This window comes from Acidovorax sp. 99, assembly GCF_003096455.1.
Lineage (GTDB): Bacteria > Pseudomonadota > Gammaproteobacteria > Burkholderiales > Burkholderiaceae_C > Acidovorax > Acidovorax delafieldii.
The window spans coordinates 579,998-594,248 of sequence record NZ_QEKU01000001.1; the positions used below are offsets into that span (position 1 = coordinate 579,998).

The 14,251-nt window shown below is 66.8% G+C and carries 12 protein-coding genes; 8 read left to right on the forward strand and 4 right to left on the reverse strand.

Annotated elements, in window-relative coordinates; all coding sequences use genetic code 11:
• Positions 1-2 precede the first annotated feature (2 nt).
• The gene (locus C8C95_RS02845; protein ID WP_116747571.1) at positions 3-1,721 is read left to right on the forward strand and encodes a phosphoethanolamine--lipid A transferase; all 1,719 of its coding nucleotides are present in this window, start codon (positions 3-5) and stop codon (positions 1,719-1,721) included.
• A gap of 70 nt (positions 1,722-1,791) precedes the next feature.
• Here the strand turns inward: C8C95_RS02845 and C8C95_RS02850 are convergent, their stop codons facing one another.
• Complete coding sequence (locus C8C95_RS02850) at positions 1,792-2,826, reverse strand: NAD(P)H-quinone oxidoreductase (RefSeq protein WP_243415615.1); 1,035 nt, start codon at positions 2,824-2,826, stop codon at positions 1,792-1,794.
• Positions 2,827-2,963: 137 nt separating this feature from the next.
• Here C8C95_RS02850 and C8C95_RS02855 point away from each other — a divergent pair, with 137 nt between their 5' ends.
• The 3 genes from C8C95_RS02855 (at position 2,964) to C8C95_RS02865 (ending at position 5,447) form a co-directional block, all read left to right on the forward strand.
• Positions 2,964-3,833, forward strand: coding sequence for a LysR family transcriptional regulator (locus C8C95_RS02855; protein ID WP_116747573.1), 870 nt, complete (start codon positions 2,964-2,966; stop codon positions 3,831-3,833).
• A 100-nt stretch (positions 3,834-3,933) separates the two neighbouring features.
• Complete coding sequence (locus tag C8C95_RS02860; RefSeq protein WP_108496985.1) at positions 3,934-4,221, forward strand: GNAT family N-acetyltransferase; 288 nt, start codon at positions 3,934-3,936, stop codon at positions 4,219-4,221.
• A gap of 185 nt (positions 4,222-4,406) precedes the next feature.
• Positions 4,407-5,447 (forward strand): DMT family transporter, encoded by a 1,041-nt coding sequence (locus C8C95_RS02865; RefSeq protein ID WP_116747574.1) that lies wholly within the window; start codon positions 4,407-4,409, stop codon positions 5,445-5,447.
• A 117-nt stretch (positions 5,448-5,564) separates the two neighbouring features.
• Here the strand turns inward: C8C95_RS02865 and C8C95_RS02870 are convergent, their stop codons facing one another.
• Complete coding sequence (locus C8C95_RS02870; RefSeq protein WP_116747575.1) at positions 5,565-6,464, reverse strand: LysR family transcriptional regulator; 900 nt, start codon at positions 6,462-6,464, stop codon at positions 5,565-5,567.
• A gap of 89 nt (positions 6,465-6,553) precedes the next feature.
• Here C8C95_RS02870 and C8C95_RS02875 point away from each other — a divergent pair, with 89 nt between their 5' ends.
• Complete coding sequence (locus C8C95_RS02875; protein ID WP_116750113.1) at positions 6,554-7,624, forward strand: sodium-dependent bicarbonate transport family permease; 1,071 nt, start codon at positions 6,554-6,556, stop codon at positions 7,622-7,624.
• Positions 7,625-7,685: 61 nt separating this feature from the next.
• Here C8C95_RS02875 and C8C95_RS02880 read toward each other — a convergent pair whose 3' ends face one another.
• Positions 7,686-8,945: a PA0069 family radical SAM protein gene (locus C8C95_RS02880; protein ID WP_207780563.1), complete on the reverse strand. Its 1,260-nt coding sequence runs from the start codon at positions 8,943-8,945 to the stop codon at positions 7,686-7,688.
• Between the two features lie 211 nt (positions 8,946-9,156).
• Here C8C95_RS02880 and C8C95_RS02885 point away from each other — a divergent pair, with 211 nt between their 5' ends.
• Positions 9,157-10,359: an ammonium transporter gene (locus C8C95_RS02885; protein WP_056064922.1), complete on the forward strand. Its 1,203-nt coding sequence runs from the start codon at positions 9,157-9,159 to the stop codon at positions 10,357-10,359.
• A gap of 148 nt (positions 10,360-10,507) precedes the next feature.
• Positions 10,508-12,445, forward strand: coding sequence for a phospholipase D family protein (locus C8C95_RS02890; RefSeq protein ID WP_116747576.1), 1,938 nt, complete (start codon positions 10,508-10,510; stop codon positions 12,443-12,445).
• Between the two features lie 20 nt (positions 12,446-12,465).
• Here the strand turns inward: C8C95_RS02890 and C8C95_RS02895 are convergent, their stop codons facing one another.
• Positions 12,466-13,443 carry a tRNA-dihydrouridine synthase gene (locus tag C8C95_RS02895; RefSeq protein WP_116747577.1) on the reverse strand — a complete coding sequence of 326 codons (978 nt, stop codon included), beginning with the start codon at positions 13,441-13,443 and terminating at the stop codon, positions 12,466-12,468.
• Between the two features lie 270 nt (positions 13,444-13,713).
• Between C8C95_RS02895 and C8C95_RS02900 the strand changes: the two genes are divergently transcribed.
• Positions 13,714-14,247 (forward strand): hypothetical protein, encoded by a 534-nt coding sequence (locus C8C95_RS02900; protein WP_116747578.1) that lies wholly within the window; start codon positions 13,714-13,716, stop codon positions 14,245-14,247.
• Positions 14,248-14,251: the final 4 nt, after the last annotated feature.

The window sequence follows — 14,251 nt, forward strand, 5'->3', positions numbered from 1 at the left end:
CTATGCTTTTGTCCCTGCGGCGCCTGCTGCCCTTTGCCTCGGCTTCACGCTCGGAGCCCCCCACCGCATCCCCCGCCCCCCGCCCCATGCACCCCGCCTGGGTGGTGGTGCTGGTCAGCACCTGGCTGGCCACGGCCTGCAACGTTCCGCTGTGGCAAGAGGTGGCCCAGCTGCCCGGCCAGGGCAGCCTGCGTGGCTGGGGCTTTGCGCTGGCATTTGCGCTCATCGTCGCGGCGGGCAACGCCGCGCTGCTGAGCCTGCTGGCCTGGCGCTGGACGCTCAAGCCCGCCGTGCTGGTGCTGGTGCTGATGGCCGCGTTTGGCGCGTACTTCATGCTGGCCTACGGCATCGCGATCGACGCCAGCATGCTGGTCAACGTGATGCAGACCGACGTGAAGGAAGCAGGCGACCTGCTCAACCTGCGCATGCTGGGCACCGTGCTCATCCTGGCCGTGCCGCCCCTGTTGTGGCTGTACCGCCGCCCCGTGCAGCGCCTGACCGCGCTGCGCCATGTGGCGCACAACGGCCTGCTGCTGGCAGGCTCCATCGCCGTCATCGTGGTGTGCCTGCTGCTGGTGTTCCAGGACTTTGCATCGACCATGCGCAACCACACCAAGCTGCGCTACCTGATCAACCCGCTCAACAGCGTGTACGCGCTGGGCAACATTGCCACCAAGCCCATGCGCATGGACACCAGCAAGATCCTGCCCCTGGCCCGAGACGCCCAGCTGGGCGCCAGCTACGCCGGCCAGGCCAAGCCCCCGCTGCTGGTGCTGGTGCTGGGCGAGACGGGCCGCAGCGGCAACTTTGGTCTGAACGGCTATGAGCGCGACACCACCCCCCGCCTGTCGGCCCGCAAGGACCTGGTGAGCGCACGCAATGCCTGGTCCTGCGGCACCAGCACCGCCGCATCGGTGCCCTGCATGTATTCGCACCTGGGCCGCACGGGTTACGAGGGCCGCTCGGCCAACTACGAAAGCCTGATCGACGTGCTGCACCACGCCGGTCTGGCGGTGCTGTGGGTGGACAACCAGTCGGGCTGCAAGGGCGTGTGCGACCGCGTGGGCGAGACCAGCACCAGCACCCAGAAAGACCCGGCGCTGTGCGCTGGCGGCGAGTGCCTGGACCGCGTGATGCTCAAGGACCTGGACGCCCAGATCGCTGCCCTGCCTGCCGAGCAGCGCCAGCGTGGCACCGTGGTGGTGATGCACCAGATGGGCAGCCACGGCCCCGCGTACTACAAGCGCTCCGCGCCCGAGAACAAGAAGTTTGGCCCCGAGTGCACCTCCACCGCGCTGCAGGAATGCCAGCGTGAGCAGGTGGTCAACGCCTACGACAACAGCATCGTCGAGACCGACCATTTCCTCGATTCAGTGCTCCAGTGGCTGGGAGCACAGGAAAAACATGCCCAGACAGCTATGATTTACGTAGCAGACCATGGCGAGTCGCTGGGCGAGAACAACATCTACCTGCACGGCCTGCCCTACTCCATTGCGCCCGACGTGCAAAAACACGTGCCCTGGATCACCTGGCTGTCACCCGCCATGCAGGCCCGCACCCACCTCGCCACGGGCTGCCTGCAGCAAGACTTGGGCGAGCGTCGCATCACGCACGACCACTATTTCCACTCGGTGCTGGGCCTGATGGATGTGAAGACCGAGGCGTACAACACCGAGCTGGACATGTTTGCCGCGTGCCGCAAGCCGGCCGCAGCGGGCTGAGGCGGGCCTAAAGCTGGGCGTTGGGCGTTGGGCGTTGGGCTTTGGGCGTTGGGCGCTACGCCCTGCCCGCTCAGGGCGCCTCGGGCAGCAACAGGATCTTGCCGATGCTGGCGCCAGACTCCATGCGCCGATGGGCCTGTGCGGCGTCGGCCAGTGCAAACGTGCTGTCGATCACCGGCCGGATCACCCCGGCGGCCAGGGCTGGCAGCCACTGCTGCGCAAACCGCTGGACCATGGCCTGCTTGACCTCGGGCGGGCGGGACTTCATCACGGTGCCAAAGATCTGCAGGTGGCGGTACAGCACCACGTCCATGGGCAGCTCCGCACCCTGCGCGCCCCCCAGTAGCCCCACCGACACCAGGCGCCCGCCGTCGGCCAGCGACCGCACGTTGCGCTGCAGGTACGGAGCCCCGATGAAGTCGATCACCACATCCACGCCCCGGCCCTGCGTGGCCTGGTCCACCACCGCCTGAAAGTCTTCGCTGCGGTAGTCGATGAACACATCGGCCCCGCAACCCAGCACGGCGCCGCGCTTGTCGCCCCCCGCCGTGGCAAACACGCGCGCACCCGCCGCATGGGCCAGCTGCACGGCGGCTGATCCCACGCCGCCCGCCGCCGCATGGATCAGCACCGACTCGCCCGCGTGCAAGCGCGCCAGGTGGAACAGCGCCTCGTGCGCGGTCACGAACACCTCGGCCACGGCGCCTGCGGCCACCAGGTCGATGCCATCCGGCACCGGCATGGCCATGCGGTGGTCGATGCGCGACAGCTCGGCGTAGGCACCGCCGCCCACGATGCCCATCACGCGGTCGCCCACGGCAAAGCCTTGCACCTCGGGCCCCATGGCGACCACCGTGCCCGCAATCTCCAGCCCCATGGTGTCGGCATCGCCAAAGTAGGCGCGGCCATAGGCCCCTTTGCGGTGCAGCAGGTCGGCCCGGTTGACGCCGATGGCGGCGTTGCGCACCAGCAGGTCGTGCGGGCGCACCTCGGGGACAGGGATCTCGCGCGCCACCAGCACTTCCGGGCCGCCGAAGTCATCGAACACGATGGCTTGCATGGTGCGTTGGGGGTTTGCAGGTTGTTCGGCCGCTGGTGTGGACATGGGTGTTGCTCCTCAAGCAATGGTTTCAGTGCCTTCAAGGATAGGGCGCCACGCAGTGATTTAAACGCAGCAATTTCGCTCTACAGCGATGCAAATTTGCATCACACTCCCCCATCATCCGCAACCTCCATACGGCCATGAACTGGGACGACACCCGCATCTTTCTTGCCCTGACCCGCGCGCCCTCCTTGCGCGCTGCCGCGCGCAGCCTGGGCGTGGACCAGGCCACCGTCGGGCGGCGGCTGACCGCGCTGGAGGCCGAACTGGGCGCCAAGCTGTTTCTGCGTGCCAAGGACGGCTACCTGCTCACCGCTGCAGGCGAGACGGCGCTGGCGGCCGCCCGCCGCATGGAAAGCGCGGCGCTGGACCTGCGCACCCGCATCGAGGGCCAGGACACCAGCCCTGGCGGCCTGGTGCGTGTGACCAGCACCGACTCGATCGCCATCGACCTGCTGATGCCCGCCATTGAGCGCCTGCAGCAGCACTGGCCCCACATCCGCGTGGACCTGGAGGTGTCCACCCAGTTGCTCAGCCTCAGTCGCCGCCAGGTGGACATCGCTTTCCGCAACGTCCGGCCCGAGACGCCCGACCTCGTGGTGCGCCGTGTGGTGTCGTGGCCTGTGGGCCTGTTCGCCAGTGCGGGCTATGTCGAGCGTTTTGGCATGCCGGTGCCAGAGGACGAACTGCGCGGCCACCACCTGGTGGCCTACGCGCCTTACCTGGAGCAAAGCCCGTTTCTGACCATGGCGGGCGTGCCTGCGCGCCAGGCCCGGATTGCGCTGGCCGTGCGCTCCAGCCTGTTGGTGCGCAAGGGCGTGGCGGCGGGCATTGGCCTGGGTGAAATGCCGGTGTGGATGGGGGCGCGCGAAGGCCTGGTGCGCATCTGGCCCGAGCGCCGCCGGGCGACCGACTACGAGGTCTGGCAAGTCATGCACCCCGACCTGCAACGCACGGCCCGGGTGCGCGCCACCGCAGAGTTTCTGTCCGAGGCATTCCAAGTCCAGTAGGCGCCGCAAGCCGATGGAGCCCGCCCCGCCGGGCCGGGCCCCCACTGCAGCACAGGATGCACCATACTCTGACGCAGACCCATACCCCTTGCGCCCCAACATGCCACACACCATTCACCACCAGGAACAGGACGCCAAAGGTGCGTTCTACATCGAGCACAACGGCCAGCGCCTGGCCGAGATGACCTACAGCCGCACCAACGCCACGATGATCATCGTGGACCACACCGAGGTGGACCCATCGCTCAGCGGCCAGGGTGTGGGGCGCGCGCTGCTCGATGCACTGGTCCAATGGGCCAGGGCCACAGGCACCAAGGTGGTCCCGCTGTGCCCGTTCGCCAAGGCGCAGTTCGACAAGGACGCGTCTTTGCGGGACGTGCTGGTGTAAACAGGCCCGCTGACAGTGGTGCCCGCCCGAGGCGGTCCATTGCTGGTTACTGCGGGTCATGGCAAAGAACGCCCTTGCCCGTGGATGGGCGGCGCAACCCGCGCGCATCGGTGGTGGAGTGACTCCAGTCCTGTCGGCCCACAGCCGCTGAAGACGCCAGGCGCCTTCAGGTAGAAAATTCCGCCATGAATCAAAGCGTCATTTACGCCCTGGGCGCAGCGGTGCTCTTCGGCGCCAGCACCCCATTTGCCAAGCTGCTGACGGGCGACCTGCCACCGGTGCTGCTGGCAGGCCTTCTGTATCTGGGCAGCGGCCTGGGACTGGCCCTGGTGCGTGTGGCCCGCGATGGCGGGCTCAAGCCCTCTGGCATTCCCTTAAATGAATGGCCCTGGCTCCTGGGCTCCGTGTTGTTTGGAGGCGTGGTGGGGCCGGTGGCGCTGATGCTGGGACTGCACTCCACCAGCGGCGCCACGGCTTCGCTGCTGTTGAATCTGGAAGCGGTGCTGACCGCAGTCATTGCCTGGTGGGTGTTCAAAGAAAACGCCGACCGGCGCATCGTGGGGGGCATGCTTGCCATCGTGGCGGGAGGCATTGCCCTGGGCTGGCAGACCGGCTCTCCGTGGCAACCCGGCGGCACGGGCTCCTGGCTGGTGGGCCTGGCCTGCTTGTGCTGGGCCATCGACAACAACCTCACACGCAAGGTTTCTGCCTCCGACGCGCTCTTCGTTGCCAGCATCAAGGGCCTGATCGCGGGGTCGGTCAACACCACGATGGCCATCAGCATGGGCGCCGCCTGGCCTTCGTGGGCCACACTGTCTGCAACGATGGCTGTCGGCCTTTTAGGATACGGACTGAGCCTTGTGCTGTTTGTGCTGGCATTGCGTGGGCTCGGCACAGCCCGCACGGGAGCGTACTTCTCCACCGCGCCCTTCATGGGGGTGGTTGTGTCCTTGTTGGTGTTCTCGGAACCAACGTCATGGGTGTTCTGGATGGCCGCTGCGCTGATGGGCCTGGGGGTGTGGTTGCACCTCACGGAACACCACAGCCATGAGCACCAACACGAAGCGCTTGAACACGAGCACGAACACGAACACGACGAGCACCACCAGCACGCGCATGGCGTAGAGCATCGCGGCAACGGCAAACACAGCCACCGACACACGCACCTGCCACTGAAGCACACGCATCCGCACTACCCGGACATCCACCATCGGCATGTCCATTGAGACCGAACACCCGCTTGTGGCGGGGCCGTCCCTTTGCAGGCAGCACGGCATTCAGCGTTAAGCGCCCCCCAGTCATCACCAAGGGACGCGCCGTTGGCGAGCCCGCAGGGTGCGCAATTAGCGCAGTGCCATCCAGCCCTCCACCTCCCCCACCAAATGCGCGCGGAACACCTCGGCAATCGGTGACAGCTGCTTGCCCTTGGGCCAGACCAGGTGCCACTGCGACTGGATGGGAAAGCCCTGCACATTGAGCACGGCAAGCCCCTCGTGGTGCGGACCCAGGGAGTGGTGGGAGACGATGGAGACGCCCAGCTGGCCCTCCACCGACTCCTTGATGGCCTCATTGCTGCCCAGCTCCAGCAATGCGCTGGGCGCAAAACCCAGTTGGCGCAGGTGGGCGTCAGTGGCCATGCGGGTGCCGGAGCCTTTTTCGCGCAGGATGAAACGCTCCGTCTGCAGTTGCGCAAGCTTGATGCGCTTTTTGGCGGCCAGGGGGTGGCCTGCGGGGGCGATGACAACCAGCGGGTTGGGCATGAGGATCTGGTCCTCCAGCGGCAAATCCGCGGGCGGCATGGACATGACGTAGAGGTCGTCCAGATTGCTGCGCAGGCGGGTGATGACGTGGTCGCGGTTGAGTACCTCCAGCGAGATATCGATCTGCGGGTGCAGCTTGCAGAAGCTGCCCAGCAGGCGGGGCACAAAGTATTTGGCGGTGCTGACCACGGCGACCTTGAGGCGCCCGCTGGTGAGGCCCTTGGCGCCCGACACGCGCTGCTCGAACGCATCCCACTCGCCCGCAATGGCACGCGCAGTGCGGGCCAGGGCGTGTCCCGCCTCGGTCAGGTGTACACGGCGCGAGACCACCTCGTACAGCGGCAGGCCCACTGCCTGGGTCACCTCACGCAACTGCATGGAGGCCGTGGGCTGCGTGACATGCATGACCTTGGCGGCGGCGCTGACGCTGCCCGTCTCGGCCAGCGCCAGGAACAGCCGCAGCTGGCGAAAGGTGATGTTCATAGATTTTTATCTATAGATAACCGCGTTCGAATCGATTTTACTTTGCAGCCACACATCCCTAGCATCGGCCCCCAACAAGGAGTTGAATGATGCAAAGCTTGCTGGACCCCGCGATTTTGTTTTTTGCCCTGGGAGTGTTTGCGGGCCTGGTCCGATCCAACCTGGAGATGCCGGCGGCGATCTCGAAGTTCTTGTCCATCTACCTGCTGATGGCGCTGGGCCTCAAGGGCGGGTTTGCCTTGGCGGCTTCAGGCCTGACACCCAGTGTGGCCAGCAGTCTGGGGCTGGCGGTGCTGCTGGCCGTGGTGGTGCCGCTGGTGGGCTATGCGCTGCTGCGGCGGGTGCTGTCGGGCTTCAACGCGGCTGCGGTAGCAGCCACCTACGGATCGGTCAGCGCCGTGACCTTTGTGACGGCCACGCAGTACCTGGAGTCACAGCACATTGCCTACGGCGGCTACATGGCGGCAGCCATGGCGCTGATGGAGTCGCCCGCCATCATCCTGGCGGTGATGCTGGCCAATGCGATGCGGCAGCGGCAGTCGGTGGCAGTCACCGCCCCAAGCCCCCTCCTGCGCGTGCCACCGGTGGTCGCCATGGCGTCGGCAGGGGGCCCCGCACTGGGTGGCGCAAGCGCAGGCGGCGCGCCAGGTAAGCCGGGGCCTCACCTGTCGGTGGGCAAGATCCTGCACGAGTCGTTCACCGACGGCACCCAGTTGCTGCTGCTGGGCGCCATGGTGATCGGCATGGTGACTGGCGATGCCGGCAAGGCGGCCATGCAGCCGTTCTCGGGCGATCTGTTCAAGGGCATGCTGTGCCTGTTCTTGCTGGACATGGGCCTGTCCACGGCTCGCAACCTGCCTGCGGTGCGCAAGCAGTCGCCATGGCTGCTGGCCTACGCGGTGCTGGGGCCGCTGACGCACGCCAGTCTGGCCCTGGCGCTGGCCTGGCTGCTGCAGGTGCCCACGGGGGATGCCGTGCTGCTCATGGTGCTGGCCGCCAGCGCGTCCTACATCGCGGTGCCTGCCGTGGTGCGCTATGCCATCCCAGAAGCCAACCCGTCGCTGTACGTGAGCCTCTCGCTGGGGGTGACGTTTCCGCTGAACATCCTGGTGGGTATTCCGCTGTACACGCAGGTGGTGCAGCGGGTGTGGGGGGGCTGACGAGGCAACGCATTGCGGCCTGCGGCGCGCAATGCAAAGTGCACGGAGACGGGCACGGGATCTAGAAGAGGCTCCCCTGCCCTTTCAGTAGACCCGGCCTGAACTGCCCCAGGTCCAGCCCCTCGCGCTCCCGGTTGAGCCCCAGGCGGCGGCAGGTGTTGGCGAACCGCTGGCGCAGCAGGTCGGCCCAGAGCCCGCTGCCCTTCATGCGGGTAGCAAAGTCGCTGTCATAAGTCTTGCCAGCCGCGCGCTGGGCCCCGGTCAGGGGGTGCAGGTCTTGCACCCGGGCCATGACGCGCGCTGCACGCTGCGGGTAGTGCACCGTGAGCCACTCGCGAAACAACGCGTCCAGCTCCCACGGTAGCCGCAGCACCGTGTAGAACGCGGTGCGCGCACCGGCGTCGCGTGCGGCCTCCAGTACCTGCTCCATGTCTTCGGTGATGAACGGGATCTGGGGCGCCACACTCACGCCCACCGGCACACCCGCCTCGGCCAATGCACGGATGGTGCGCAGCCGCCGGTGGGGCGCGGCGGCGCGGGGTTCCATGCGGCGAGCCAGCGCAGCGTCGAGTGTGGTGATGGTGATGTAAACCGCCGCCAAGCGCTGCGCTGCCAGCGGGGCGAGCAGGTCCAGGTCGCGCTCCACGCCGCTGGATTTGGTGATCAGCGAAAACGGGTGGCGCGCCTCGCGCATCACTTCGATCACGCTGCGCGTGAGCTTCAGGTCGCGCTCCACGGGCTGGTAGCAGTCGGTGGCGGAGCCGATGTTGAGCAAACGCGGCACGTATCGCGGCTGTGCAAGCTCTTGACGCAACACCTGCGCCACGTTGTGCTTGGCCACGATCTGCGTCTCAAAGTCGAGCCCGGGCGAAAAATTGAGGTAGCTGTGCGTGGGCCGGGCGTAGCAGTAAATGCATCCGTGCTCGCAGCCCCGGTAGGGGTTCACCGAGAGTTCAAAAAAGATGTCTGGCGAGTCGTTGGCGCAGATGGCGCTGCGTGCCGTTTCGAAATGCACGCGGGTGGCGGGTGAGGGGCTGGCGCAGGCTCCCTCGTCGCCCCCGCCCCATGCATCACCCTCTTCAGCACCCCCGCCGTTCGGGTTGCCACCCTGAGCCGTACCCGTGCCACCCTGCTCCACGCCCTCGGCCCTGCCAAGGGCGCGCGGATGGTTCCACCCATCATCCGCACGTTCGCGCTGGTCTTTGGCAAAGCGGTGGGCCATGGCCGTGGCGGCACCGCGCCCGCGGATGGCATGCAGCGGAATGCGGATGTCCTGCGGCTGTGCAGGCAGGTCGTCGTCGGGAGGGTCAAGTGAACTCATGGCCATCGAGTGGTGGAGCAGCATGCACGATAAAACTGTTTATTTATACAGTATTTATCCACCACCTACAAACCTACCCCACTGGCAAAGCCCCAATTCGGTGCAAAGCCTTGCACCAACTCCTGGCGCACTTCTTGCTTCAACTTGGTGCAAATCTGTGGCGTCGGATGAAAACGCACCAGAGTCGATCAATCACTATCGCGAGGACGTTATGGAAGCACTCAAACAGGGCACAGATGCCTTGTTCATCTTGCTCGGGGCGATCATGGTGTTGGCCATGCACGCCGGGTTTGCGTTTCTGGAGCTGGGCACAGTCCGCAAAAAGAACCAGGTGAATGCACTGGTCAAGATCCTGGTGGACTTTTCTGTGTCCACGGTGGTCTATTTTGTGGTCGGCTACACAGTGGCCTACGGCACGCATTTCTTCATCGGTGCCGAATCGCTGGTGCAGCAAAGCGGCTATGCGCTGGTCAAGTTCTTCTTCTTGCTCACGTTTGCGGCTGCCATTCCGGCCATTGTGTCGGGCGGCATCGCGGAGCGCGCCAAGTTTTGGCCGCAACTGCTGGCAACAGCAGTCATCGTGGGCTTTGTGTACCCGTTTTTTGAGGGTATTGCCTGGAACCAGCATTTTGGTGTGCAGGGCTGGATCAAGGCGCTGACGGGCGAAGAGTTCCACGACTTTGCGGGCTCGGTGGTGGTGCACGCCATGGGCGGCTGGATTGCGTTGCCGGCGGTGATCCTGCTGGGCTCTCGCGCCAACCGCTACCGCAAGGACGGTGCGATCTCGGCCCACCCGCCGTCCAACATCCCGTTCCTGGCGCTGGGCGCCTGGGTGCTGGTGGTGGGCTGGTTCGGCTTCAATGTGATGAGCGCGCAGACCGTGGACAAGCTTTCGGGCCTCGTCGCTGTGAACTCGCTGATGGCCATGGTGGGCGGCACGCTGGCCGCCCTGGTGCTGGGCAAGAACGACCCCGGCTTTGTGCACAACGGCCCGCTGGCGGGTCTGGTGGCCGTGTGTGCGGGCTCGGACCTCATGCACCCGCTGGGTGCGCTGGTGGTCGGCGCGGTGGCCGGGGCCATTTTTGTGCTGATGTTCACCCTGACGCAAAACAAATGGAAGATTGACGACGTGCTGGGCGTATGGCCGCTGCACGGGCTGTGCGGCACCTGGGGCGGACTGGCTGCGGGTATCTTTGGCAGCAAGGCGTTGGGCGGGCTGGGCGGGGTCAGCCTGTCGGCCCAGCTCATCGGCACCGGCCTGGGCGTGCTCTGGGCCCTGGTTGGCGGCGTGGTGGTGTACGGCATCCTCAAGCAGACGGTGGGCATCCGCCTGACACAGGAAGAAGAGTTTGACGGTGCCGACCTGAGCATCCACAAGATCAGCGCCACGCCCGACCGCGAAGTGAGCTGGTAACCAGCCCAACCTACGGCGGCCCGGGCCAGGCTTCGCGCCTGATACAGGGCCCAGCCGTCGCCTTGGCGCCCCGTCTGACATCGCCTGGGCCGGCGCACGGCTATACCTGAGCCCTGCGCCCCAGCGGCTCCACGGTCACAATCGCGCCATGTTGTCTTTGCCCTCCTTGTCCTTGACCCTGCCCCTGCGGGCCCGCCCCGGCTGGCTGGGCATGGCGCTGGTGGTGGTTGCCATGGCCCTTGCCGGTTGTGCGGGCCTGCCCAAGGATGTGGACCGCCCGGTGTCGGTAGCCTGGTCGGCCCCTGGCGATACCCCCCTGGGCCAGCTGGTAGCAGCACGCAGGGTCGCCGAAGGGGCGCGGCACGCTTCGGGGTTTGCGCTGCTCAGCGGCCCGCAAGCCGCCTACAGCAGCCGCCTGGCACTGGTGGACGCCGCACAGAAAACCCTGGACCTGCAGTACTACGCGATCCACGCAGACGCCAGCAGCGAACGCCTGCTGCTCAGCGTGATGGCAGCAGCCCAGCGCGGCGTGCGGGTGCGCGTGCTGCTGGACGACTTCCACAGCACCGGGCGTGATGCGCAGGTGATGCGGCTGGCGTTTGTGCCCAACATCGAGATGCGCATGTTCAACCCCCTCACGGGCGCAAGGGGGTCTCCCATTGGTCGCATGCTGGGCCTGCTGGGCGACTTCTCGCGCGTGCAGCAGCGCATGCACAACAAGCTTTTCATTGCCGACAACGCCATGGCTGTGACCGGGGGCCGCAACCTGGGTGACGCCTATTTCGGCAATGCCGACTCGGGTAACTTTGTGGACCTGGACGTGCTGGCTGCCGGCCCGATCGTGCGGGACCTGTCGCGCAGCTTTGACAGCTACTGGAACAACGAGCGCGCCTACCCGGTGCAGTCGCTCATCACACAGGGCGAGCTTGACCACCTGCGCGACAGCATCCGTGTGGCCGACGAAGGGCGAAGACGCCGTGTCGCAGGCCAGGGTGGCACCACCGCCCCAGACCGCCTGCCGCCCGACATGGGGCCAGGCACCACCGCTGCGCAGCGGGCACGCATCTGGAACTACGAGCCCATGGACCTGGAGCGCACGCCCTTCGTCTGGGCTGCGGCGGCCGTGCTGGTGGACCAGCCTGCCAAGATCCCGGCCGACAGCGCAGGGATGGGCAATGGGGCTGCTCTGGCCTTGGCAGCACCGCCGCCGGGCCCAGGCGCCAGCGCCGCCGCAGGGGCGACCCACAGCCCCAAGGCCGCTGCTGCCGCCTTGGTCTCGGGCTCCCGCACGATACCGGCGGCCGACAGCGCATCAGCCTCACCACCCCGCACGCTGCCGGCGGCCGATAGCGCCACCGCATCTTCCAACGGCGCGCCACCCGACAGCCCCCGCGCAAGCCCCGAAGCCACCGAGGCCCAAACCGACACCGTGGTGGACGGGCTGTTGCAGCTCATGGGCCAAGCGCGGCGCGACCTGCTCATCATCTCGCCCTACTTTGTGCCGGGGCCGGACATGGAGGCCGCCTTTGCGGCGGCGAGGGCGCGCGGCGTGCGGGTGCGGGTGCTGACCAATTCGCTGGCCTCCAACGACGCGCCCATTGCGCATGCCGGCTATGCCCGCCACCGGCCGCAGCTGCTTGCCATGGGGGTGGAGCTGTACGAGATGCACAGCGAACTGCCAGGGGTGCTGCGGGGAGCGCTGGGCGTATCGGGCAGCATGGGCGGCGGCGCGGGTGCCGTGGGTTCGCAAGGCAGCTCGCGCGCCATGCTGCACTCCAAGCTGATGATCGTGGACGGCCGACTGCTGGCAGTGGGGTCGATGAACCTGGACATGCGCTCGCAGCGGCAGAACACCGAGGTGGCGCTGCTGATCCGCAGCACGGAGCTGTCTCGCCGCGCCCTCACTCAGATCGACACGGCGCTGAAAGAATCCGCGTGGCAGGTGCAGGCCACCGACCAGGGCCTGCGCTGGCGCGCCCCCGAGGGCAGCGGGCTGCCAGACGCCACGACCGAGCCCGACGCGAGTGCCCCGCTGCGGCTGATGCTGCAGCTGCTGGGCCCCCTGGCGCCCGACCACCTGCTGTAGCGGCGTCGTGAGAACCTGTCCTAAGCGCCGTGGGCGCTCTGGGCTTGCGCCTGCAAGTCCGCCACCCACACGGTGATCGCCCGCTGGTCCGTCATGGTGCGCACATGCTGGTACGCCACCTCAGCCTCGGCAAACCGGCGGCGCAGCAGGTTAAGCCATTGCTTCAGGCGCCCGGCGCGCTGGCGCGGCTCCAGGTCGTCGCACACCAGCTGCCAGAAGGCGGCAAGGTGTGGCACCAGATCGGCCCACACCACGGTGTCCGTGTCCGGCCGCCCAGCATCGGCAGCGCGAATGGCACGTGCAAGACCGGGGTCCGCCACGATGCCTCGGCCCAGCATCAGCGCGTCGCAGCCCGACACTTCACGGCAGCGCTGCGCGTCGGCCACCGTCCAGATCTCGCCATTGGCCACCACCGGGATGGAGACCGCCGCGCGGATGGTGGGGATGTGCTCCCAGTAGGCCGGTGGGCGGTAGCCGTCGGCCTTGGTGCGCGCGTGCACCACCAGCTCGGCAGCGCCCCCTGCCTGCATGGCCTGGGCACATTCACGCATCAGGTGGGTGTCGTTGAACCCCAGGCGCATCTTGGCCGACACCGGCAGGTGCGCCGGCACGGCGCGGCGTACCGCAGCCACTACGGCCGCAATGCGCTCAGGCTCCTGCAGCAGTGCTGCGCCACCGCCGTGGCGATTGACCACCTTGGCGGGGCAGCCGAAGTTCAGGTCGATCCCCTCGGGGGCCAGCGCCGCCAGGCGCGCCGCGTTCTCGGCCATGCTGACCGGGTCGGAGCCCAGCAACTGGGCCCGCACGGGCACGCCCGCCAAGGTACGGCTGCCGTTGCGCAACTCCGGCACGTAGCGCAGGAACACCTTGTCGGGCAGCAGGGTGCCGGTGATGCGGATGAACTCCGACACGCAACGGTCCACGCCGCCCACGCGGGTCAGCACATCGCGCAGCACAAAATCCAGAAGCCCCTCCATCGGGGCGAGCAGCAAGGTCATGTCACGGGCTCTGCTGGCTCGATGAGCCCTCTCCAAAAAAAGAGCATCCACAGGCACTCAGCAGCAAAATTCAAACAAAAATAGCACCAAGCGCTAGTGCAATATGCCCAAGCAGCTATCAAATAAGGAGCAATTGCGCAGGCATTCGGCGCTTGAGGCAGCGCCAGCCAGCCAACGATTGTGATGCAGGACATCCCAAGGGGTCATCACGGCGTCACGCCCGGCTGGTGGAATCCTCGCTCCAGAGACCGACCGCCACGGAGACACCCCATGCTGCTGCAAAAAACCGACAAAGCCCGCCTGGAACTCTCGCCTGGTGTGCGCACCCTGAGCCTGCGCGAACGCTCCCTGCTCCTGCTGGCCGACGGCAAACCGCTGTCAGACCTGCAAGCCATGTACAACGGCATTGGCGCGCAGATTGTCGAGAACCTGATGCGCCAGGGCTACCTGACCGGGCCGGCAGACCTGCCACCCACGCCGGAGCCCACCACCCCCTCCATCGAGCGCCCGGCACCAGGTGAGTCCCTGCGGTCGCTGGCCGGTGCACGCATGTACCTGTTTGACACCTGCGAGCGCCTGTTTGCGCGCCGCGACCCCGTGCTGGCACAGCATTTCCGCGAGGCGCTGCGCGCTGCCAAGGACCGCACCAGCATGCTGGACGTGGGCGAAGCCATGTTTGAAGAAGTGGCACTCGCTGCAGGCGCCGAGCGTGCCGCCAGCCTGCGTGAGCGGCTGGACCAGTTGCTGCCAGCCAGCCCGGTGGCTGAAAACTTTGCCACTACGCAGCCCGCGCTGCTGGATTGAGCCG